The sequence below is a fragment of the Pseudoalteromonas ulvae UL12 genome (genome assembly GCF_014925405.1).
Taxonomy (GTDB): Bacteria; Pseudomonadota; Gammaproteobacteria; order Enterobacterales; family Alteromonadaceae; genus Pseudoalteromonas; species Pseudoalteromonas ulvae.
In genome coordinates, this window is sequence record NZ_AQHJ01000030.1 from 51683 (window position 1) to 73769 (window position 22087).

24 protein-coding genes are annotated in these 22087 nt (G+C 42.1%); 17 read left to right on the plus strand and 7 right to left on the minus strand.

Annotated elements, in window-relative coordinates:
- Positions 1–10 precede the first annotated feature (10 nt).
- From rsmG to PULV_RS13920, 15 genes are all read left to right on the plus strand, one after another.
- A complete protein-coding gene (rsmG, locus tag PULV_RS13850) occupies positions 11–631 on the plus strand; it encodes a 16S rRNA (guanine(527)-N(7))-methyltransferase RsmG (protein ID WP_086745799.1) in 621 nt (206 codons plus the stop codon).
- Positions 632–646: 15 nt separating this feature from the next.
- Positions 647–1432: a ParA family protein gene (locus PULV_RS13855; RefSeq protein ID WP_086745798.1), complete on the plus strand. Its 786-nt coding sequence runs from the start codon at positions 647–649 to the stop codon at positions 1430–1432.
- A gap of 21 nt (positions 1433–1453) precedes the next feature.
- The gene (locus PULV_RS13860; protein WP_086745797.1) at positions 1454–2383 is read left to right on the plus strand and encodes a ParB/RepB/Spo0J family partition protein; all 930 of its coding nucleotides are present in this window, start codon (positions 1454–1456) and stop codon (positions 2381–2383) included.
- A gap of 145 nt (positions 2384–2528) precedes the next feature.
- Entirely contained in the window at positions 2529–2909 is a 381-nt protein-coding gene (locus PULV_RS13865; RefSeq protein ID WP_176365253.1) for an ATP synthase subunit I, read from the plus strand.
- Between the two features lie 15 nt (positions 2910–2924).
- Positions 2925–3782, plus strand: coding sequence for a F0F1 ATP synthase subunit A (gene atpB, locus PULV_RS13870; RefSeq protein WP_086745795.1), 858 nt, complete (start codon positions 2925–2927; stop codon positions 3780–3782).
- A 53-nt stretch (positions 3783–3835) separates the two neighbouring features.
- Positions 3836–4081 carry a F0F1 ATP synthase subunit C gene (gene atpE / locus PULV_RS13875; protein WP_054206604.1) on the plus strand — a complete coding sequence of 82 codons (246 nt, stop codon included), beginning with the start codon at positions 3836–3838 and terminating at the stop codon, positions 4079–4081.
- A gap of 41 nt (positions 4082–4122) precedes the next feature.
- The gene (atpF, locus tag PULV_RS13880; RefSeq protein WP_086745794.1) at positions 4123–4593 is read left to right on the plus strand and encodes a F0F1 ATP synthase subunit B; all 471 of its coding nucleotides are present in this window, start codon (positions 4123–4125) and stop codon (positions 4591–4593) included.
- Positions 4594–4609: 16 nt separating this feature from the next.
- On the plus strand, positions 4610–5143 hold the full coding sequence (gene atpH / locus PULV_RS13885; RefSeq protein ID WP_086745793.1) for a F0F1 ATP synthase subunit delta: 534 nt from the start codon (positions 4610–4612) through the stop codon (positions 5141–5143).
- A gap of 15 nt (positions 5144–5158) precedes the next feature.
- The gene (gene atpA / locus PULV_RS13890) at positions 5159–6700 is read left to right on the plus strand and encodes a F0F1 ATP synthase subunit alpha (RefSeq protein WP_086745792.1); all 1542 of its coding nucleotides are present in this window, start codon (positions 5159–5161) and stop codon (positions 6698–6700) included.
- 50 nt (positions 6701–6750) lie between these two features.
- Positions 6751–7611 (plus strand): F0F1 ATP synthase subunit gamma, encoded by an 861-nt coding sequence (atpG, locus tag PULV_RS13895; RefSeq protein WP_086745791.1) that lies wholly within the window; start codon positions 6751–6753, stop codon positions 7609–7611.
- Positions 7612–7645: 34 nt separating this feature from the next.
- Entirely contained in the window at positions 7646–9031 is a 1386-nt protein-coding gene (atpD, locus tag PULV_RS13900; protein ID WP_086745790.1) for a F0F1 ATP synthase subunit beta, read from the plus strand.
- 14 nt (positions 9032–9045) lie between these two features.
- A complete protein-coding gene (locus PULV_RS13905) occupies positions 9046–9465 on the plus strand; it encodes a F0F1 ATP synthase subunit epsilon (protein ID WP_086745789.1) in 420 nt (139 codons plus the stop codon).
- Between the two features lie 172 nt (positions 9466–9637).
- Positions 9638–11944, plus strand: a complete 2307-nt coding sequence (locus tag PULV_RS13910; protein ID WP_193332026.1) for a methyl-accepting chemotaxis protein — start codon at positions 9638–9640, stop codon at positions 11942–11944.
- Between the two features lie 308 nt (positions 11945–12252).
- Positions 12253–13611, plus strand: coding sequence for a bifunctional UDP-N-acetylglucosamine diphosphorylase/glucosamine-1-phosphate N-acetyltransferase GlmU (glmU, locus tag PULV_RS13915; protein ID WP_193332027.1), 1359 nt, complete (start codon positions 12253–12255; stop codon positions 13609–13611).
- Between the two features lie 93 nt (positions 13612–13704).
- Positions 13705–14253 (plus strand): hypothetical protein, encoded by a 549-nt coding sequence (locus PULV_RS13920; protein ID WP_405127493.1) that lies wholly within the window; start codon positions 13705–13707, stop codon positions 14251–14253.
- 157 nt (positions 14254–14410) lie between these two features.
- Here the strand turns inward: PULV_RS13920 and PULV_RS13925 are convergent, their stop codons facing one another.
- On the minus strand, positions 14411–15247 hold the full coding sequence (locus PULV_RS13925) for a pesticin C-terminus-like muramidase (RefSeq protein ID WP_086745786.1): 837 nt from the start codon (positions 15245–15247) through the stop codon (positions 14411–14413).
- Positions 15248–15395: 148 nt separating this feature from the next.
- On the opposite strand from PULV_RS13925, the gene PULV_RS13930 reads away from it, so the two are divergent.
- The gene (locus PULV_RS13930) at positions 15396–15836 is read left to right on the plus strand and encodes a hypothetical protein (protein WP_193332029.1); all 441 of its coding nucleotides are present in this window, start codon (positions 15396–15398) and stop codon (positions 15834–15836) included.
- Between the two features lie 16 nt (positions 15837–15852).
- Positions 15853–16263, plus strand: a complete 411-nt coding sequence (locus PULV_RS13935) for a DUF3224 domain-containing protein (protein ID WP_193332030.1) — start codon at positions 15853–15855, stop codon at positions 16261–16263.
- 28 nt (positions 16264–16291) lie between these two features.
- Here the strand turns inward: PULV_RS13935 and PULV_RS13940 are convergent, their stop codons facing one another.
- From PULV_RS13940 to PULV_RS13965, 6 genes are all read right to left on the minus strand, one after another.
- Complete coding sequence (locus PULV_RS13940; RefSeq protein ID WP_227009408.1) at positions 16292–16528, minus strand: TonB-dependent receptor; 237 nt, start codon at positions 16526–16528, stop codon at positions 16292–16294.
- Complete coding sequence (locus tag PULV_RS13945) at positions 16525–17250, minus strand: hypothetical protein (protein WP_193332031.1); 726 nt, start codon at positions 17248–17250, stop codon at positions 16525–16527. Before PULV_RS13945 ends, PULV_RS13940 begins: the two co-directional genes overlap by 4 nt.
- 179 nt (positions 17251–17429) lie before the next feature.
- Complete coding sequence (locus PULV_RS13950) at positions 17430–18998, minus strand: PepSY-associated TM helix domain-containing protein (protein ID WP_193332032.1); 1569 nt, start codon at positions 18996–18998, stop codon at positions 17430–17432.
- On the minus strand, positions 18995–19264 hold the full coding sequence (locus PULV_RS13955; protein ID WP_193332033.1) for a hypothetical protein: 270 nt from the start codon (positions 19262–19264) through the stop codon (positions 18995–18997). The genes PULV_RS13950 and PULV_RS13955 overlap by 4 nt, the downstream gene beginning before the upstream one ends.
- Entirely contained in the window at positions 19264–19596 is a 333-nt protein-coding gene (locus tag PULV_RS13960; RefSeq protein WP_193332034.1) for a hypothetical protein, read from the minus strand. Before PULV_RS13960 ends, PULV_RS13955 begins: the two co-directional genes overlap by 1 nt.
- A gap of 95 nt (positions 19597–19691) precedes the next feature.
- Positions 19692–22067: a TonB-dependent receptor gene (locus tag PULV_RS13965; RefSeq protein ID WP_193332035.1), complete on the minus strand. Its 2376-nt coding sequence runs from the start codon at positions 22065–22067 to the stop codon at positions 19692–19694.
- Between the last annotated feature and the right edge of the window lie 20 nt (positions 22068–22087).

Consider the following 22087-nt stretch of genomic DNA (forward strand, 5'->3'; position numbering starts at 1 on the left):
AAGGCTTAGTGTGTTACTCGAAAAATTAAATAAACTGTTAGCTCAAACTGATATTGAGCTAACAGAACTGCAAAAACAGCAGCTAGTGAAATACGTTGAGTTACTCAATAAATGGAACAAAGCATATAACCTCACTTCTGTTCGTGATCCAAATGAAATGATGGTGAAACACATTCTCGATAGTTTAGTTGTCGCACCGCATTTATCAGGCAAACATTATATCGATGTTGGCACTGGGCCTGGTTTGCCTGGTGTGATTTTAGCAATTGCTCTACCAGACACTCAGTTTATCTTACTTGATAGTTTAGGTAAGCGAGTTCGTTTTCTTACTCAAGTAAAACATGAACTTGGATTGAATAATATTTCTCCTGTTCAATCTAGAGTGGAAGAGTTTCAAGCACCTGTTAAACTAGATGGTGTTTTAAGTCGAGCTTTTGCATCGCTTCAAGATATGGTTGACTGGTGTGGACACTTGATTGATCATTCAGGACGGTTTATTGCTTTAAAAGGGCAATATCCAAGTGATGAGATAGCGTCTTTACCAAATCAAATTAAATTTGAAAAAGACATCTCACTCAATGTGCCTGAGTTACATGCAGAAAGGCATCTAATAATACTAAAAAAAGACTAAGCGTCAGGGGATACTGTGGCAAAAGTCATCGCAATAGCTAACCAAAAAGGTGGTGTAGGTAAAACTACAACCGCGGTTAATTTGGCTGCTTCAATGGCGGCAACAAAACGAAAAGTCTTATTAATTGACTTAGATCCTCAAGGTAATGCAACCATGGGGAGTGGCGTCGATAAATATTCTGATGTTGCAACCGTTTATGATTTATTGGTTGATGAAAAACCGTTTGATGAAGTGATTCAAACTGACACTTCGGGTGAATATCATTTAATTGCAGCCAATGGTGACGTCACCGCCGCTGAAGTTAAATTGATGGAATTATTTGCTCGAGAAGTTCGCCTTAGAAATGCACTTGAACTCATTCGAGATCGCTATGAGTTTATTTTTATCGATTGCCCTCCTTCACTAAACATGCTCACTGTTAATGCGATGGCCGCTGCTGATTCAGTATTAGTGCCTATGCAGTGTGAATATTATGCTCTCGAAGGTCTCACAGCCTTAATGGATACCATTACTCAATTAGCTAAACTGGTGAACCCCAAGTTACAAATTGAAGGGATTCTAAGAACCATGTACGATCCTCGAAATCGTTTGGCTAATGATGTATCTGAACAACTGAAACAACATTTTGGCGAGAAAGTGTACCGCACTGTGATCCCCCGTAATGTTCGCTTAGCCGAAGCGCCGAGCTTTGGTACGCCCGCTATGTATTATGATCGCTCTTCTTCAGGTGCAAAAGCCTATTTAGCGTTAGCCGGTGAAATGTTACGTCGCAAAGAAAAAATAAAATCAGCAGTCGCATAAAAAATTAGAGGTAATGCTAATATGTCAGCAAAAAAACGTGGACTAGGAAGAGGCCTTGATGCTTTGCTTATGTCATCCAAGCCGCCTTCTGCCGCAGCTGCAGAGCAAGAATTAACCGCGTCAGAACAAGCTCAATCGCATACTGCTGTTGAACAACCCACCAGTGAGCTGCAAAAATTACCCATTGAATTTTTGAAATCTGGTAAATATCAACCTCGCCGAGATATGTCGGAAGAAGCGCTTGAAGAACTCGCTGCTTCTATTCGTTCACAAGGGATTATTCAACCTATTGTTGTACGTACAGTTGCCGATAATAATTTTGAAATTATCGCTGGTGAACGACGTTGGCGTGCCGCCCAATTAGCTGGGCTAGAAGTTGTTCCTTGTTTGATTAAAGATGTGCCTGATGAAGCGGCTGTTGCTATTGCATTAATTGAAAATATTCAACGTGAAGATCTCAATGCAATGGAAGAAGCTGTCGCATTAGAGCGCTTATTAACTGAATTTGAACTAACACATCAACAAGTTGCAGATGCTGTTGGGAAATCACGTACCACAGTGACAAACTTACTTCGTTTGAATAATCTTAACGACGATGTCAAAAAATTACTCGAATATGGCGATATTGAAATGGGTCATGCCCGTTGTTTACTTGCGCTTTCGGGTGATATTCAATCTGAAACGGCACGAATTGTCGTTGCTAAAGTGTTAACAGTTCGTGAAACTGAAAAACTGGTCAAAAATACTCTAGAGCCTGTGCCAGAAAAACCTGAAGTGGTTAAAGACCCTGATGTTGAACAGCTAGAACGTCAACTATCTGACAACTTAGGTGCCAATGTAGCGATTAGTTACAACAAAAAAGGCAAAGGGAAAATGGTGATCAGTTACACCAGTTTGGAAGAACTCGATGGCATTATTGAGCGGATTAATTCTGAACTGATAAGTGAATAAATATCAGGCTTTATCGGCTGTTTAAGTTATTTTTATTTACAGCAATTATGTATCACTCAAGTTGCAAAACTGCTAGAAATCGGTATAATTTTGCCAGTTTTTTTGTACTCTGACGATTAATTGTCATTCAAACAGGGTTTAGTAATTGGTCAATCATTTAACAAACCGATTTAGAATGGCAGCATTAAGATTAATTGCCTTTCAGAGTAGTGTTGCAATAATTTGTGCAGTATTTGTTTTTTTAGGTTGGGGAGTTCTTGCCGGACTGTCTGCAGGTGCAGGTGGCCTCGTTGCAGTACTCCCTAATTTTGTATTTGCGCTCTATGCATTCCGTTATGTGGGTGCAAGTCGCGCAAATCAAGTGTATGCCTCGTTGAAACGAGGCAACGGATTAAAATTTTTGCTGACAATCATAATGTTTGCATTCGTACTTAAGTTTTACTCGGTGATGTTATTACCTTTTTTCAGTGCTTATGTATTGGTGTTATTTATCGGATTGTTCGCGCCCGTTTTTTTTAATCATTAACTTTTGGGATATAACATGGCTGCAGAAGAAGTTACTCTATCTAGCCATATTCAGCACCACTTGACGAATGCAAAGATGTGCTCGACCGACGCCGGTCTAGCCTTCAATAAAGCATGTGCGGATAGTGGATTCTGGACATGGCATGTAGATACCCTCGCATGGTCTATCGGTTTAGGTCTTTTATTTTTATGGATCTTCCGAAGTGCCGCTACAAAATCAACAACAGGTGTACCTGGAAAATTTCAGTGTTTTATTGAAATGATCGTAGAGTTCGTTGGTGACAACGTTCGCGATACATACCATGGTAAAAGCAGTCTGATTGCGCCATTAGCCTTAACGATTTTCGTTTGGGTATTCTTAATGAATTTAATGGACTTGATACCAGTTGATTTCTTACCTGCATTTGCTGGTTTCGTTGGTGAAACTGCATTTGGTATGGATTCACATGACGTGTACATGAAAATCGTACCGACAACTGATATCAACTTAACAGCTGCACTTGCGTTAGGTGTGTTCTTATTGATGATTGGTTATTCAATCAAGATCAAAGGAATCATGGGCTTCGTTAAAGAACTTACATTGCACCCGTTCAGCTCGAACAATAAATTAGCAATGATTTTCTTAATCCCTTGTAACTTATTACTAGAAACAATTGCACTAGTGGCTAAGCCTTTCTCGTTAGCGCTGCGTTTGTTCGGTAACTTATATGCTGGTGAGTTGATTTTCATCTTAATCGGCGCAGTTGGTTTATACCAGCTACCGTTACACTTTATTTGGGCTGTGTTCCACATCTTAGTAATCGTTCTTCAAGCATTTGTATTTATGATGCTGACGGTTGTTTACCTAAGTATGGCTAGTTCAGACAATCACTAATTTTTACTTTTAATATTTAACTTTAATTTACAATTGAAACTTTGGAGAAAAAAATGGAACAAGTATTATCAATGCCTGAAGCAATTAAGTTTATCGCAGTTGCTCTACTTATCGGTTTTGGTGCTATCGGTACTGCAATCGGCTTCGGTAACATGGGTGGTAAATTCCTAGAAGCATGTGCTCGTCAACCTGAATTAGCTCCTTCACTACAGGTTAAGATGTTCATCCTTGCTGGTCTAATCGATGCTGTTGCAATGATTGGTGTTGGTATCGCAATGGTATTGTTGTTCGTACTTTAATTTTATTTTTTGAACAGCTTACTATTTAAGGAGGAGCGGTTGTGAATTTAAACGCCACTCTTATCGGTGAATTAATTGCGTTTACGGTCTTCGTATTATTCTGTATGAAGTACGTATGGCCACCATTAAACGGTGCAATTGAAGCTCGCCAGAAGAAAATCGAAGATGGTTTAGCTGCCTCTGATAGAGCCGAAAAAGACTTAGAACTTGCGCAAAAGAAAGCTGCAGAACAGCTTAAAGAAGCAAAAGCTCAAGCGGCTGATATCATTGAACAAGCTAAAAAGCGTGCGACGCAAATTGTTGACGAAGAGACTGCTCGTGGTCACGAAGAGCGCGAAAGTATCATTGCTCAAGGTCATTCTGAAGTTGAAGCTGAACGTAACCGTGTAAGAGAAGATTTGCGTAAGCAAGTTTCTACATTGGCTATTTTAGGCGCTGAAAGAATTCTTGAGCGCGAGATTAATGAAGCCGCTCACAGTGACATCGTTGAAAAACTTGTTGCTGAGCTTTAATTAGGAGGGTCTGAGCATGTCTGAATTGACTACTATCGCTCGCCCATACGCTAAAGCGGCTTTTGAACTTGCCGTTGAAAAAGGTGCTGTAGAAAGCTGGAACGAGATGTTGTTTTTTGCTGGCCAAGTTGCCAGCAATGAGCAAGCAGCTGCTGTTCTAGCTGGCTTACCTACTGCTTCTGAACAAGCTGATGTATTCATCAAGATTTGTGCAGAGCAACTCAACGAATATGGCCAAAACCTTGTTAAAGTAATGGCTGAGAACAAACGTTTAGTCGCCTTACCTGAAGTTGCTACATTATTTGCTGAATTTAAAGCAGATTTTGATAAAGAAATTGACGTGAATGTCGTTTCTGCAACGGAATTGACTGCTAGCAAGCAGGAATCATTGGTAGCGGCACTTGAAAAACGTTTCGCACGCAAAGTTAAGCTGAATTGTAGTGTAGACGCTGCAGTTGTTGGAGGTCTTATTATTAAGGCTGGCGACACTGTCATTGATGGCTCTATTCGCGGTAAATTAAACCGCCTAGCCGTAACACTTCAATCGTAATTGGGAAGAAAGAGCATGCAACTTAATTCCACTGAAATTTCTGATCTGATCAAACAACGTATTGAACAGTTCGAAGTTGTAAGTGAAGCCCGTAACGAAGGTACAATTGTATCTGTTACAGATGGTATCATCCGCATTCACGGTCTAGCTGACTGTATGCAAGGTGAGATGATTGAGCTTCCAGGCAACCGTTTTGCTATCGCATTAAACCTTGAGCGCGACTCAGTAGGTGCGGTAGTTATGGGTCCTTATGCGGATCTAACTGAAGGCCAAAAAGTATTATCAACTGGTCGTATCTTAGAAGTGCCAGTCGGTCGTGGCTTACTAGGTCGTGTTGTTAACACACTTGGTGCTCCTATCGATGGTAAAGGCGCGTTAGATAACGACGGTTTTGAACCAGTAGAAAAAATTGCACCAGGTGTAATCGAGCGTCAATCTGTAGATGAGCCAGTGCAAACTGGTTATAAATCTATTGATGCGATGATTCCAGTTGGTCGTGGTCAGCGTGAGCTAGTAATCGGTGACCGTCAAACTGGTAAAACAGCATTAGCAATCGATGCGATCATTAACCAAAAAGGTACAGGCGTTAAATGTGTGTACGTAGCGGTTGGTCAAAAAGCATCTACGATTGCAAACGTAGTACGTAAATTAGAAGAGCACGGCGCATTAGAAAACACTATCGTAGTGGTTGCTTCTGCATCTGAGTCTGCTGCACTTCAATTCCTAGCACCATTTGCTGGTTGTACTATGGGTGAATATTTCCGTGACCGCGGTGAAGATGCCTTAATCGTATATGATGATTTATCTAAGCAAGCTGTTGCTTATCGTCAAATCTCATTGCTACTTAAGCGTCCACCAGGCCGTGAAGCATACCCAGGTGACGTATTCTATCTTCATTCTCGTCTTCTAGAGCGTGCATCACGTGTAAACGCTGATTACGTTGAGAAGTTCACTAATGGTGAAGTGAAAGGTAAAACAGGTTCATTGACGGCATTGCCAATCATTGAAACTCAAGGTGGTGACGTTTCTGCGTTCGTACCGACTAACGTTATCTCTATCACCGATGGTCAGATCTTCTTAGAAACTGACTTATTCAACTCAGGTATCCGCCCAGCTGTAAATGCTGGTATCTCGGTATCGCGTGTTGGTGGTGCAGCTCAAACTAAAATCGTTAAGAAACTAGGTGGTGGTATCCGTCTAGCGCTAGCACAGTATCGTGAACTAGCAGCGTTCTCTCAGTTCGCTTCAGATCTTGATGATGCAACTCGTGCACAATTAGAGCACGGTGAGCGCGTAACTGAGCTAATGAAACAGAAACAATATTCACCAATGTCTGTTGCTGAAATGTCTCTGTCTCTATTTGCTGCTGAGAAAGGTTATCTTAAAGATATCGAAATCGCTAAAATCATGGATTTCGAAGCGTCATTACTTTCTTATGCAAATAGCACATACGCAGAGCTAATGGCTCTAATCAACGAAACTGGTAACTACAACGCCGAGATCGAAGCGCAGCTTAAAGAACTTCTAGAGAAGTTTAAAGCAACGCAAACTTGGTAAGTTATTAATTAGGTGACTTCGGTCACCTAGATTGATTCGGAGATTAGGTCATGGCCAGCGGAAAAGAGATTAAAAGCAAGATCGGGAGTATTAAAAATACTCAAAAGATCACCAGCGCAATGGAAATGGTTGCTGCTTCAAAAATGAAGAAAGCACAAGACCGTGTGGCTTCAAGCCGTCCATACGCTGACAGTATACGTAAAGTGATTGGTCGTATTGCTCAAGCTAATCTTGATTTTACTCACCCTTTCTTAGAAGAGCGTGAAGTGAAGCGAGTTGGTTATATCGTCATTTCTACAGACCGTGGTCTGTGCGGTGGTTTGAACACAAATGAGTTCAAGCAAGTTGCACTACAAATCAAAGCGTGGAAAGAAAAAGGCGTAGATGCTGATTTTGCTGCTATCGGCAACAAAGCATCAGGCTTTTTTAATCGTTTTGGTGGAAATGTACTCGCACAAACTTCTGGTTTAGGTGATGTGCCTTCATTATCGGATGTTATTGGTCCAGTTAAAGTTATGCTAGATGCATACAGTGAAGGTAAAATAGATCGCTTATTTGTTGTTTACAATAAATTTGTTAACACAATGAAGCAAGAGCCAACGATCGATCAGTTACTCCCTTTGCCAAAAGCTGAAAAAGAAGTATCTGCTCACACATGGGATTACTTATATGAACCAAACCCTGAAGCTATTTTAGAAGCTTTATTGGTGCGTTTCATTGAGTCTCAAGTATACCAAGGTGTGGTTGAAAATGCTGCCTCAGAACAGGCTGCTCGTATGGTTGCAATGAAAGCTGCAACAGACAATGCAGGCGACCTGATGGATGAGCTTCAGCTTATTTACAACAAAGCGCGACAAGCTGCGATCACACAAGAAATCAGTGAAATCGTAGCAGGTTCAGCGGCAGTTTAAGCTGCTTTGGCAAAGTTTAACGAGAGGAATAGACATGAGTTTAGGTAAGGTCGTCCAAATTATCGGCGCCGTTGTGGATATCGAATTTCCACAAAATAGCGTGCCTGCCGTATACGACGCAGTCAAAATTACAGATGGCGATTTAGCTGGTTTAACTCTAGAAGTTCAACAACAGCTAGGTGGCGGTGTGGTACGTGGTATCGCACTTGGTACTACTGACGGTTTACGTCGTGGTGCAGCAGTAGAAAACACAGGTGCAGCGATTCAGGTTCCTGTAGGCAAAGCGACACTAGGTCGTATCATGAACGTACTTGGTGACCCAATTGATGAAGCGGGCCCAATCGGTGAAGAAGAGCGTATGTCTATTCACCGTGCAGCACCAAGCTACGAAGATCAATCAAGCTCTATCGAACTTTTAGAGACTGGTATCAAGGTTATCGACCTTGTATGTCCATTCGCTAAAGGTGGTAAAGTTGGTCTATTCGGTGGTGCTGGTGTTGGTAAAACAGTAAACATGATGGAACTTATCCGTAACATCGCAATCGAGCACAGCGGTTACTCAGTATTCGCTGGTGTTGGTGAGCGTACACGTGAAGGTAACGATTTCTATCACGAAATGAACGAATCTAACGTACTTGATAAAGTATCGCTAGTTTACGGTCAGATGAATGAGCCTCCAGGTAACCGTTTACGTGTTGCTTTAACAGGTCTAACTATGGCTGAGAAGTTCCGTGACGAAGGTCGCGACGTACTTTTCTTCGTAGATAACATCTACCGTTATACGCTAGCGGGTACTGAAGTATCAGCACTTCTAGGTCGTATGCCTTCAGCGGTAGGTTACCAGCCTACACTAGCTGAAGAGATGGGTGTTTTACAGGAGCGTATCGCTTCTACTAAGACTGGTTCAATTACTTCAATCCAAGCGGTATACGTACCAGCGGATGATTTAACGGATCCATCTCCAGCAACAACCTTTGCTCACTTAGATGCAACAGTTGTACTTTCTCGTGATATCGCATCACTGGGTATTTACCCAGCGGTAGATCCACTAGATTCATCATCTCGTCAACTTGACCCATTAGTAATTGGTCAAGAACATTATGATGCTGCTCGTGGTGTTCAAACAGTTCTTCAGCGTTATAAAGAACTAAAAGACATCATCGCGATTCTAGGTATGGACGAATTATCAGATGAAGATAAGCAATTAGTATCTCGTGCTCGTAAAATCCAACGTTTCCTATCTCAGCCGTTCTTCGTTGCTGAGGTATTTACAGGTGCGTCAGGTAAATACGTTTCACTTAAAGACACTATTGCTGGCTTTAAAGGCATCTTAAACGGTGACTATGATACGCTTCCTGAGCAAGCATTCTACATGGTTGGCTCTATCGATGAAGCGATCGAAAAAGCTAAAAACATGTAATTTAGGAGGCTAATATGGCAGCTATGACTGTTCATTTGGATGTAGTTAGCGCAGAAAATACTATTTTTTCTGGTCGCGTAGAAACACTCCAAGTTTCAGGTAGTGAAGGTGAGCTGGGTATTTACCCTGGTCACGCTCCATTACTGACAGCCCTTAAACCAGGTATGGTACGTGTTGTTAAGCAAAATGGTGATGAAGAGATGATCTACATCGCTGGTGGTACATTAGAAGTTCAACCAAACGTTGTAACTGTACTATCTGATATTGCTGTACGTGCTGAAGATCTTGACGAACAGGTTGCATTAGAAGCTAAGCGTCGTGCTGAAGAGCACATGTCTAAAGCGGATGCTGCTGATTTTGATTACGCAGAAGCTGCGATTGAATTGTCTCGTGCAATTGCGCAGTTAAAAGTACTTCAAACACTTCGTAAGTAACAAGCATACCGAATAAAAAGCCACCAGCAGGTGGCTTTTTTTATGCCTGAAAATCCATATTTAAGGAACATGAAAAAATAACAACTTGCTTTTTTTGCTTACGAACAGATTTAATCCATACTTTTTCACTAATACACGGTTGTATTTTTTCGTCATGGAAAAGGAAATAAAGATGAAAGTCGGAACTAAGCTCATCCTAATGATGATGGCTTTAGCGATATTGCCATTAATTACCTTGTCAGCATTGCTAGGGCAGACCACCATTAGTAATGTTTTAACCTCAGCTACTCAAGACAGTAAAAACTCCCTGACCGCTTTGCGCGAGCAGAAAAAACAGCAGATCGAAAGCTATTTTAAAGATATCGAAAACCAAGCAAGCAGTCTCACAAACAACCTTATGGTAATCGATGCCGCAGAACACCTTAGTCAAGCTTTTTTTGATATTGACCCACAAATATCACAATCGTCATTGCCTCAGTTTTATACCAATACCTTTCAAAAAGAGTTTGAAAAGCGTAATAACAATGCGCAATTTGATAGCCGTGCTTTTTATCAGGGAGTCGATCAAGTCACTCAGTATTGGCAAACGCAATACATCGCGAGTAACAGCAACCCTTTAGGACAAAAACACCTGCTAAATAAGGATGCAAGCAATACTGCTTACTCAACTTGGCATGAGGTGTATCACCCTGTATTTCGCGATTATATCGATCGCTTTGGCTTTTATGACTTATTTATCATTGATGCAACATCAAGTAATGTCGTTTATTCCGTTCATAAAGAGGTCGACTTTGCCATGCCACTCAATCAAGGTGTTTTGGCAAATAGTGGTTTAGCAAAAGCATTTCAAAGTGGACTTACTTTAAGTAAAAATCAAACGCATTTAAGTGATTTTTCACCGTATTTGCCTTCTTATTTAGACAACGCTGCTTTTATAACATCACCTATCTATCGAGGTAACCAAGTAATCGCCGTATTAGCGTTGCAAATGCCGCTTGATAGAATCAATGCGGTCATGACAAATAACAGTAACTGGCCGAATGTGGGTATGGGAGAGTCTGGCGAAACATATCTAGTAGGGCCAAATAAACTTTTGCGCACAGAAAGTCGGTTTTTAATTGAAGATTTTAAAGGGTTTGTTTCAGGTTTATCGCAATCAGATGCCGTGACAGCTCAAAAGATAATAACTAAGCAAAGTGCAATAGGTATTCTGCCTGTTACTAGCCCCGGAGTAGAGCAAGCATTACAGGGATTATCAGGATTCCAAGAATATATTGATTATCGAGGAGAGCCTGTTTTTTCAGCGTTTGCTCCCTTGCAAGTTGGGGGCATGACGTGGGCTATTATGAGTGAGATTGATAAAAAAGAGGCCCTTTCAAGTGCGACCGTATTGCTTGATAACATCGTCATTATTACATCAACCGTTACTCTCACGATCGCATTGATAGCACTTTCATTGAGTTGGTTCTTCGCGCGCTCAATTACAAAACCATTACAACACTTAATAAATAACCTAAAAGACATTGCCACAGGTGGAGCTGATTTAACTCGTCAGCTTGAAGAAGCAAAGCGTAAAGATGAAATTGGCGATTTAGGTAAAGCGTTTAATTTATTCAATATGTTTATCCGAGATTTGGTCATAGACATCAAAAGTACCAGTGAAAATCTAGCCGCGTCGTCTTGTCAGTTAAGTGGCAGCACTGAAATAGCAATGGATTCTGCTGCTAAACAAAAGGCACAAACTGAAATGGTTGCCGCAGCTGTTGAGCAGTTCCATGCCTCTATTCGTGAAGTTGCCATGAATACCGAGCAGTCATCGGATTCATCAGAAAATGCCGACTCGATTTCTAAGCAAAGTGCCGAGTTTGCAGAGCAAGCTCGTCAGCAGATAGACAAGCTGGTCACTGGGGTGAAAGAGGCATCTATCGCTATATCAGATTTGAATAATGAAGTTGATGAGATTAATTCTATTTTAGTGGTGATTGACGAAATTGCAGAACAAACCAACTTACTGGCTTTAAATGCAGCAATTGAAGCGGCTCGTGCAGGTGAGCATGGTCGAGGTTTTTCTGTCGTTGCCGATGAGGTCAGAAGCTTAGCAGCAAGAACCCAAGTCAGTACCGTCGAAATTCAAAACCGCATAAATTCGTTAAAAAACGCAGCGGGAACTGCAGTGACTTCGATGGATCACGCCGCTTCAATGGCAGAGTCAGGGATTGATTTAGTCTCACAAGTGCGTAATCGATTGGTGGAAGTCTCGAATGTTATCGCCAGTTTATCCCTCATGAATGCATCGATTGCACAAGCTGCGAATCAGCAAAAATTTGCCGCTGACTCTGTATCTGAAAGTATCTGTTCGATTGATGAATATGCACAGTCCAATGCGGCACTCTCAATCCAGGTTAAAACGTCTTCACAAGAATTAAATTGTCAGGCGAATAATTTATCCAGCTTAGTTGGCCGTTTTAAAACGAGTTAAATTTAGAGCTACAATAACCGTGAACAAAGGGTCGACCGTGTGGTCGATCCTTTTTATTTCCCCATTTAAAAACAAACGCCTTTTTGAAGTGATGAATATTACGGCGATAACAAAAATAGACTTATATCTGTCAGTAATCCTCGTTACAATAGCTGCCATCTTTGCAGTTTGATTCTTATTTAAGCTAATTTATCACTTTATTCTGCTTAAAAAATAAAGGATTTGCGCACAGGGCGTGGCAATCACTTTGATAAAAAAGTAAAAATAGAAACGACTGCTTAAAACAAAGAAAAAAGGAAATTGTTTTAATGTCTTTAACTACAGTCATCCTTGCCGCTGGCAAGGGAACACGCATGCGCTCAGCCCTACCAAAAGTACTGCATCAAGTAGCTGGCAAAGCCATGGTGCAACATGTCATCGATAATGCCAAAGCTTTAGGGGCCACAACGACAAATCTAGTTTATGGTCATGGTGGTGAATTATTATTAGAGCAATTGGCTCATAACGAGGCTAATTGGGTGCAGCAAGCTGAACAGCTTGGAACGGGTCACGCTGTGGCTCAAGCTGTCCCACATATCAATGATACGGATACTGTATTGGTTTTGTATGGTGATGTACCACTGACGCGCCAATCAACGCTAGAGCGTTTGTTGTCTGTTACGCCTAAAGCGGGCTTAGCGGTACTGACTGTGCATTTAGAGAACCCGAATGGCTATGGTCGCATGTTGCGTGATAACGGCAAGCTGGTGGGAATTGTTGAGCAAAAAGATGCTAGCCCTGAACAATTAGCCATTACCGAAGTTAACACCGGTATTATGGCGGTGAATGGTGGCTTATTAAAAGGCTGGTTAAGTCGTTTATCCAACAATAATGCACAAGGTGAATATTATTTAACGGATATCGTTGCCATGGCACACACTGATGGCGTGGAAATTAGCTCGGCGCATCCAGATCACCCAATGGAAGTAGAAGGCGCAAACAACCGTGTACAACTAGCAGGCCTTGAGCGAGCACTTCAGCAATGGCAAGCCGAAACTTTAATGCTCAATGGCGCAACACTGGCTGATCCTGCTCGAATTGATGTCCGTGGTACCGTCACGACAGGTGAAGATGTACTGATTGATATCAATGTGATTTTTGAAGGGAATGTCACTCTAGGTAACAACGTGGTGATAGGCCCTAACTGTGTGCTTAAAAACTGTAGCATTGGTGATGGCGCAGTGATAAAAGCTAATACTATGATTGAAGATGCGACCGTTGCAGCTAAATGTACTTTAGGCCCGTATGCACGCTTACGTCCAGGCTCAGTGATGGAAGAAGATTCACACGTTGGTAATTTTGTTGAAATGAAAAAAACGCGTTTAGGCAAAGGTTCAAAAGCCAACCATTTGACTTATTTGGGTGATGCGGAAATCGGTGAAAAGGTTAACATTGGCGCAGGTACTATTACCTGTAACTACGATGGTGTTAATAAATCAAAAACCATCATAGGTGACAACGCCTTTATCGGTTCTAATTCATCCTTGGTTGCCCCTGTTAGCATCGGTGCCACGGCAACCGTTGGCGCAGGTTCAGTGATTACCACATCAGTAAACGACGAACAACTTGCGGTTGCTCGTGGCAAACAACGTAACCTCGATGGCTGGCAACGACCAATTAAGAAGTAACCAGTCGTTGTATAACATGCTTATGTTTAGACGCCATCTTTTAGATGGCGTTTTTTATGGCTATGATACAGTGAACTCCTTATTCAAAATCGAATGGAATATTTTATGCTCAAATACTCACTTAAAATAATGCTCTTAGTACTCGGTATTAACGTGTTTTCTGTTTCTGTTCAGGCAGAAGTAAAAGGGTTAGCATCAGAATTGGCGGTATTTGAACCATATTTGGGTACTTGGCAGGCTGATTTTCCCGTCGCCGAGGGGCAGGCTCCTATGCAAGATGTTAGTCGTTGGGAGCGGGCGTTAAATGGCACTGCAATCCGTACTTTGCATTCCATCAATAACGGCATGTATGGGGGAGAGTCGTTAATTTTTTGGGATAAAAGCCAAAATAGCGTGGTATTTTATTATTTCACTACCGCAGGATTTTACACTCAAGGGCGAATCGATATTCTTGAATCTGGTGAGTTTGTTGCTTATGAAGAGGTGACAGGCTCGCAAGAAGGGATAACACAAGTGAAATCCACCAGCCGTTTAGATCACACTCAGATGCACGTAGCCACACAATACCTAAAGAATGGCCAGTGGGCAGAGCCTGAGCTGCGCATCTATCAAAGAAGTACTTTGCCAGTCGTCTTTAAATAACCTTTAGTACAGGTAACAGGCTTGCCAATAGATTGAAGTTAAATACGTAACCTGAGTTATCCATTGGCAGTTATCTATTGGTGAGTCTCGTGCTTAACAAGGTTATCGTAGATAGCTTGCTTATTTGCTTATCGATATTCGCAATGTCGATAAGCAATCATCTAAATACTTTTCTCAACAATACCAATAGCCCTTTATTCACAATGTAAGACAATGTTTTTTTGAGTAAAGAATGATGGCGTCTGTGGCGTGATGCTTTCTTTGTTTGCTTGGCGAATAGCTTTGGACTTGTGTGTCCGCCAGCACTTAAAAACAAACTTTGTATATGCTCATTTCTTGCTGCTTGAATACCTTTTCGACTACTTTGCTTAGCGGCTTCATGCCAATCTTGTTGTTTGATTGCCTGATGCAGTTTGGGCCACTTGTGCTGTAGATTAGTACTGCCAACATTATAAACCAAATCAAATAACGCAATTTGTACTGGGCTAGGTAGCTGTTCAAAGTCACAGCTATAACCACGACTTCGCTGAAATACATGGCGTAATTCTTGATGAAATTTATTGAGCTGTTGCTGGTGGATTTGATTGATGGCCGCTTCAGGTAAGCGCAGTTGGCAAAAAGCGGCGTACCAATCAGCTTTATAACCCTGAGGCTTTTGCTTGATGTTTTGGTACTCGGCTATTTTTTGTTGTTTTGTGGCTGTTTGTCCATCGGCTATACGCACCATAGGTAACTGTAAAAAGACATCAAGGTTAGCGATACAATGGCCAATCCCGATGGTTGGGTAACCTTGGTTGTCTAAATAAAGATGGTCTGTTTTGCCTTCAAACAGGGAAAGATTTTCGGCAACACATTGGCGAACAGCGGAGTTAAGTGGCATATCAAACGCGATAAAAAATATAAAAGCATATTTTAAATCAGCGTGCGTTAGTAAAAACGCGATTTGCGCTGAGATAGCTGTCCGTAGCGGTGAAATACTCAGGTTGTTTGTCACTAAAAATCAAGTGATTATGGAATGAACAAACTTGTGTTCCTTTTCTATTCATGGCAGTTTGCATACTCAGTTTGTTGAGTTGCAACCAGAGTATGTATTAATCACAGCGCAAGGCGTTTCAAATTTCAAAAGGATGTGAGAAATCTACATGAATCGATTATTTATAGTGGCTGGCAGTTTAAGTTCGATGGCTGCGTTACTGCATTTAGCTTGTATCTATTTTGGTGCATCTTGGTATCGTTTTTTTGGTGCGGGTGAGCAAATGGCTCAATGGGCCGAACAAGGGCTAATAAAACCAACATTGATTACTTTATTTATATTTAGCGTTTTAAGTGTGTGGGCGGCATATGCGTTTTCTGCTGCGGGGTTAATTAGGCGTTTACCTTTACGTCGCACAGCATTGCTTTTAATTACGGCTGTTTATGTAGTGCGAGGACTGGGAGGTTTTTTCTTAATCTCGACTCCAATGGGACGCAGCCCTGAATTTTGGTTATGGAGTTCGGGTATTTGTTTGGTGATTGGCCTCATTCATAGCTTTGCACTGATTCAAACTTGGCCACAATTGGCCTCTCCTTCATCTTCACAATAACAACAAAGGCAACAATATGACTCAAGCACAACTGACAGGCACTTTTCAGGTGACAAATTGGCAAGAAACCCCGTATAGCGAAAGTGATAATGGCGCAAAGCAAAGCCTTGCGGTTATTAGCCAGCATTATAGTGGCGATATTGAAGGGACTAGCGAGTTGCGGTATTTGATGAGCTATCAACCGGATGGCACTGCACAATTTGTTGGCTTTGAAACTTTCACAGGAAGCATTGTCGGACAAGCAGGGAGTGTTGTTTTCCAGCATCAAGGCCAATTTATTGCAGGGGTTGCCAGTTCCAATTTTACCGTTGTAGCAGGATCTGGTTGCGATGCTTTGGCACAATTGGCTGGGCTCGGAAGCTTTACATCAAAAGAGCAAGGTCAAGCGCAATACAGTTTTACTTTAAATGAAAGCCTTGGGGGTTGATAAGCCCAAGGCTTTCGCGTATTTCGTATTAGAACGAAGCGTTGAGGGTTAATTCAATGCTGCGTTCAGCCCCCACCCAACAACGCCTGATATCAACACAGCTGCCAACATAGCGTTTGTCAGTGAGGTTACTAACGGCTAAACCCAGCTGATATTGATCGCTAAAATCGTAAGAGGCAGCAAAATCAATTAAGGTATAGGGCGCAATGACATATATACCATGAGTGATGCTATCACCCGAGCGCTCAACTGGTTTTGTAGTCACTTCTTATTTGGCAGCGCTCTGTTTTTCGATAGGATTTGTGGGTTTTTCTGGATAACTGGGCACTGCGCAACTTCTTTCACTTCACCTCGGCCATCGCTGAGGTAGCATTGCTCTAGCACTGAGCAGTAGCATAGTTCTGTGCTGGTATTAAAACGGGCGGTATTAAGTTTATCCCAGAGTGTTTTGTTGTGGGCTGTTTTGGAGAATGTCAGCATGGGGATGTTCTCACCACTGGCTAACAAACGATTGTGAGTGCTGGAGGTCATGATCCAGCCAAACTCTTTGAAAAAATCAATATTAGGTGATTTGTTTTGTAACTCTTTGAGTCGTTGGTAATAAGTATGGGTATCAAAGCAGCAGGCATCGAGTAATTGATTAATATCGGAATAGCTCTGATCTTGATATTTAAAGTGCACATATTTTATCAGTGCCGGCCCAGCTCCTGAGTTTTTGAGCTCAAACGAGATTTCTTCACGTTTTTCTTCATCATTAAAGTTACCTGTGCTGACTTCAAGCCATGGCCAAGTGGCGGCTTTTACTTGCCGCTCCGCGGCACTGGCTTGAATAAAAGTGGCATAAAATGATGCGGCTGATATGACAATCGCGCAAATAGCGAGTAATAAATTAAGTCGTTCATTGGTGAACCAAGGTTGTTTATTGGTATTGCGAACTATGTCGTTGTTCGGTGATACCGCATCAATGGGCAAGTGCTGATTATCCATAGTGATTCTTTTTATTATGAATGGATTAAAGTATTTTTTCGCTACTTACTATATGCAATGTCGCTATAAATGTGTACCAGTAATTATTCAGCGTTCAGGTTAATGAATGAACTTAGGCGGGTAAATATGTGCGATCATAGAAGTTTAGGCGCAGCTCAGTTTGAGCTGCGCCTAATCGCTTAAGACTGGGTTGCAGGGGTGCCTTCAAAGGCTTGAACAGGGGCGCGGTGATGCTGCACTAAGAGCCAGCAAAACCCACAGATCACTAGCAGGGCACTGTTCACCAGCAAGACATCGGCAGTTAAATAGTGAGGGGTCACATGACCACTTAGCCACTGCACCAAGTCATAAATTGGATTGATAATAAAGAGTAAGCCAGCCAGGCTGAGTTGTTGCATCATGGCGTTACGAGCAGGTTTGCTAAACCAACCATGGATTAAACACAGCGCAATCATAATGCCAAACAACGATGGTTGTAAGCTGACTTGCGACCATGATTGAGGAGCAAAGCGAGCTGCTATAAAGCAACTCGCTACCGCGATGAGGGTGCCGCTGGACAGCGCCAAAGTCATCGCTTTTACAAACTGAAGGCCGCGTTGGCTTTGCTGGCGCTGTTGTTCTCGCTTGGTTATCCAAATTAAGTTACCAGTTAAAATTAAATAGCAGCAGCCCAGCCCTAAAATGAAATAGACAAACTTCATTATGTTGCTGCCAAATTCTGCGGTATGTAACGTGCTTAATACATCGTAAGTCCCTGCAGTTGCCGACTGGCTGGGTACATATTCTTGTAATAACGTCGCGGTATTGACTTGATAAGTAAGGCGAGTGACACGTTCAAAGCTCAGAGGTTGTGTTAGCGCGACTTCGAGTTGCGCATTAGCATCATTTGGTACAAATAGATTAACAAAATATACCTTTTTATCTGGATGGCGCTGTTTTGCATCAGCCATAATTTCATCTATTCGGGCTAAATCTGAAGGTGCATTTGCAAGCTCGGTAATACGAGGTGGGCTGTAAAAGTCTGCGGTTTCCATTAACGCTGGAATGTTGCCTTTAAATACCGCAAAGCCAAATCCAGCTTGAAGAATAATACTTAAATTAAACATCACACCGGTCAGTGCATAAATAAAGGTAAAAGGCAGGGCGCTGACTCCTATCATGGTGTGGCCATCGAGGTAGAGGTCTTTATTGCGGTTGGTTCTGTACTGGTAATAGTGGCTAATTATTTTTTTGAGCACTATCAAACAACCCGTCAGTACCATGACAAAAAATAATAAAGAGACAATGCCTACAAGCTCGGTTCCGCCTGTTGGGAACATGAGGTTTAGATGCATTCGGTAGAGCATATGCCCTAAATAATAGTTACTTTGATCTAGGGATAATATCTCACCAGTATAAGGGTCAAAGCTTTGCTCGATATCGACATGTTTTCCTTCAGGTGTTTCGATTTCGAAATAACTGACATAATAGGGCTGCTCTTTTGTGGGTAGCTCAATAAAAACCCCATGGTCGTCAGGAAAGGTATGTCCTTGTGCGGTAATCTGTTTGGCAATATTGGAAACAGGGATCAACTCACTGTCTTCGGTTACTTGTGTATGCGGGGCATCGTATTGCATGTCCCATAGCACGATATTTTCACGAAAGAATGACAAAGAGCCACAAACAAAGACGATCATCAATACTCCAGAGATGATCAAACCGAGCCAAGCATGGGCATGAGTGAGGTTTTTTAAGGTTGTTTTTTTCATACCGAAGGCCCCGCAGCAATAAAGAAAGTGACGACAAAAATCAACAAGGTAGGCAAGGCGAGTTTTGCGGCCCTTAGCCATGCTTGTTTGTTTGTTTCTGCGCCATAACACCAGGTCATAACGCCCGGCCAAGCGGTGAGCGACACCACCAAAGAAATAGCAAGAAACAAATTGATATGCGCTGGGAACCATAAACTTATAATGCTCGGGATTAAGATCATCACTATGATGCCACTGAGAAACCCCGCAAACGTTTTATGCCACATTATAAACCCCCGATAAAATAGAAAATTGCGCTAATCAAACCGATGGCAAACAGGCTAGCGAGCGCCCAATCAGGCTTATGATTGAGCATAAAAACAGGGGCTGGAATAAAAAACATCCATACCAGTAAAGTAAAAACAAGCGCCAGAGGCAGGGTGTACTGAGCGTAGATAAATAATACGACCGTCAGTAAACTTAACAGTGCAATAGCACACAAAGCGAACCAACGTGGCGGATAAAAACGCTGATTTTTAATGAATTGTTGTCTTGGACTTGCCCCGTATAACCAAATACCAGCAAGCCAATAGGCTGGGATGAGAAAGAAAAAACTCATGATTATGTCCTTGCTACAGAGTTAAATCGACCCTAAGACGACAACAAAGATACCAAGAATATTGACACCTTTGTATTAGGGTTAAGTGAATGTGTTTACCAATCGAATACGCCACGTACCGTCAGTGCGAACTCTCTGGGTTTACCTAATCGCGGGTTTCTGACCCGATTAGAAACAAAATATTCTTCGTCAAGTAAGTTGCTACCGACTAAATAAACGCCAAATGACTCCCATTCATAGCCTAATTGCGCGTTTACTAAGGTGCGGGAGTTATTATGCAAATCAAAATATGGGTGAGTCGGCTCTAACCCATCTCTGTATGGGTTGGTTCTATCCGGTGCGGCGCTGGCATAATTCACATTGATGTCTGTAAAAAAGCCTTCATCACTTTGATAGGTTAAACCTAAGCTATGGGTATTTTCTGGTGCAGGAAATTGACGTCCTGATAAATCAAATTCTGTTTGCCCGTTATTGGACGTGGGTGTCACAACTTTAAAATCGGTAAATTCAGTTCCTGAATGGCCTAATGCTAAGTACGTTTTCAGATTATGATTGATCACATAGTTGAGCTCTAACTCCATTCCTTTGACGGTTGATTGACCTGCATTAAAGGTTTGTAAATCGAAGTTATTAGGTGATAACTGCACCGATACTTGCTGATCTTTCCAGTCAAGATAGAACACATTGGCATTGGCAGTTAATTTGCCATCGAGCCATGTTGAGCGGATAGAAAGCTCGTAGTTATCGGTGTATTCCGGATCATATTCAAACACTTCAGAGCGAGCTTGATTCACCCCAACACCACCAGAGCGATAGCCTTTTTGATAGGTGAATGTGGTAATTAAATCATCGTTAAAGTGATACGTTGCGCCAATTTTAGGGAGTACAGTGTTGAACGAAGCATCACTCAATGGTGCGGTTTGTGACGCTTTGTCTGCCATGCCAAGTAAAAGAGAGTTTATTCCCGAAATAAGTGGCGCGATGGCCGCATAAGGCGTGCCGATGTAATGACTCGCTTGTGGCATTTTGTCTTGATTTAAAATGGTATATTTTGCGTCAGCTGCGTTTTGTTGTTTTTCGCGGTCAAAACGGATCCCAGCTAAAATATCCCACTGATCATTGATATGCCACACCCCATCAGCGAATAATGCGTAGCTAGTCACTTCGCTGGTACTGAGCGAAAAAATTTCAGTTTTGGCAGGGTTAAATGCATCGTATTGGCTGATCACTAAATCTGCAATGTGTGGGCTTAATTGATATTGCGCCTGTAAGGCTGAGCTCGATAAACCTAAGCGAGCAAGTACATAGTTATTTAACCCCGTACTGAGCGCAGTGGAGTCACCCTTGAAGTAATACGCACCGGCTACCGCACTAAATTGCTCATATTCGAAGTTAAAACGAAACTCTTGGGTTAAGGTATCTTCTTGATTGTTGTAAAGCGTGGCACTGCCGGTATCTGTGATTGGCGTGCTACCAAAACCTTGTGGATAATCCGAATCCCAATCAAACGCTTCGACAACATCAGAGTAAGTGGTATAAGACGAAAATGACACGGCTTCATTGAGGTCATAATTCAGTCCTAACGAAATTAAATCCGTACTGACTTGGCGACTACGTGTATCGTTGTATTGCGTCACTCTGTTTGCAAAAGGATCTGTGCCACCATCAATGGTGAGGTTCGCATCGCCATACACGCGTTTGGCATTCATCAAGCTTAATTGCGCCGAAAACCCATCGATGTTTTCGGGGGTATAAAGTAGCTTTAAGCGATAAGTATGCGAGTCATCGGTGTCTGAATCACTATTATTGAAGGTATTGGTGATGGTGCCATCGTAACGTTTTTCTTCGCCACTAAAACGAAATGCTAAAGTCTCGTCGATTAATCCACCGCCAATTGCCAGCGCAGCTTCTTGTTGGCCATTACTGCCAAGTGTGAGTCGGTATTTTCCTTCATTATAAAAACTGGCATCTTGTGTATTGAGGATCACCGCACCGGCCAACGCATTACGCCCTTGCAAGGTTGATTGAGGGCCACGCAAAATTTCGATTTGCTTGGCATCCCAAGTCGAAAATCCACCATTACGAATCAAACTCGCCGGTAATGGGGCGCCATCAATATAGACACTGGCTAAATAGCTATTGCCCCCACCCGAAACATTAAAGCCATCAATCCCGCGGATACTAAAGCCATAATCGTCAGCGTGGGTATTTGCGGTGCGTACCAGCACATCAGTAAACGTATCAATTTGTTGTTGCTCTATGACTTCGCTGGTCAGTACAGCAACACTGCTGGTGGTTTCTTGTAGGCTGCGGGTTATTTTTTGCCCCGTGACCATGATTTTTTCAATGTCTTGTTTGGCAGGCTCTTGTGTGGCTGCATCTTGTTGATTGGCTGCAGATATGTGGCTAACTAAGCCCAAGGGAATAAAAAAGGCGACGCGAAGTGCAAGCGTAAGGTTATTTAATTTCATTTTATCTGTAAGGCTATATG

Excerpts from the sequence above, each read along its gene's own strand:
- PULV_RS13860 (WP_086745797.1), top strand. The coding sequence starts at position 1,454 with ATGTCAGCAAAAAAACGTGGACTAGGAAGAGGCCTTGATGCTTTGCTT.
- atpB (WP_086745795.1), top strand. The coding sequence starts at position 2,925 with ATGGCTGCAGAAGAAGTTACTCTATCTAGCCATATTCAGCACCACTTG.
- atpE (WP_054206604.1), top strand. The coding sequence starts at position 3,836 with ATGGAACAAGTATTATCAATGCCTGAAGCAATTAAGTTTATCGCAGTT.
- atpH (WP_086745793.1), top strand. The coding sequence starts at position 4,610 with ATGTCTGAATTGACTACTATCGCTCGCCCATACGCTAAAGCGGCTTTT.
- atpA (WP_086745792.1), top strand. The coding sequence starts at position 5,159 with ATGCAACTTAATTCCACTGAAATTTCTGATCTGATCAAACAACGTATT.
- atpG (WP_086745791.1), top strand. The coding sequence starts at position 6,751 with ATGGCCAGCGGAAAAGAGATTAAAAGCAAGATCGGGAGTATTAAAAAT.
- atpD (WP_086745790.1), top strand. The coding sequence starts at position 7,646 with ATGAGTTTAGGTAAGGTCGTCCAAATTATCGGCGCCGTTGTGGATATC.
- PULV_RS13905 (WP_086745789.1), top strand. The coding sequence starts at position 9,046 with ATGGCAGCTATGACTGTTCATTTGGATGTAGTTAGCGCAGAAAATACT.
- PULV_RS13910 (WP_193332026.1), top strand. The coding sequence starts at position 9,638 with ATGAAAGTCGGAACTAAGCTCATCCTAATGATGATGGCTTTAGCGATA.
- glmU (WP_193332027.1), top strand. The coding sequence starts at position 12,253 with ATGTCTTTAACTACAGTCATCCTTGCCGCTGGCAAGGGAACACGCATG.
- PULV_RS13920 (WP_405127493.1), top strand. The coding sequence starts at position 13,705 with ATGGAATATTTTATGCTCAAATACTCACTTAAAATAATGCTCTTAGTA.
- PULV_RS13930 (WP_193332029.1), top strand. The coding sequence starts at position 15,396 with ATGAATCGATTATTTATAGTGGCTGGCAGTTTAAGTTCGATGGCTGCG.
- PULV_RS13935 (WP_193332030.1), top strand. The coding sequence starts at position 15,853 with ATGACTCAAGCACAACTGACAGGCACTTTTCAGGTGACAAATTGGCAA.
- PULV_RS13945 (WP_193332031.1), bottom strand. The coding sequence starts at position 17,250 with ATGGATAATCAGCACTTGCCCATTGATGCGGTATCACCGAACAACGAC.
- PULV_RS13950 (WP_193332032.1), bottom strand. The coding sequence starts at position 18,998 with ATGAAAAAAACAACCTTAAAAAACCTCACTCATGCCCATGCTTGGCTC.
- PULV_RS13955 (WP_193332033.1), bottom strand. The coding sequence starts at position 19,264 with ATGTGGCATAAAACGTTTGCGGGGTTTCTCAGTGGCATCATAGTGATG.
- PULV_RS13960 (WP_193332034.1), bottom strand. The coding sequence starts at position 19,596 with ATGAGTTTTTTCTTTCTCATCCCAGCCTATTGGCTTGCTGGTATTTGG.
- PULV_RS13965 (WP_193332035.1), bottom strand. The coding sequence starts at position 22,067 with ATGAAATTAAATAACCTTACGCTTGCACTTCGCGTCGCCTTTTTTATT.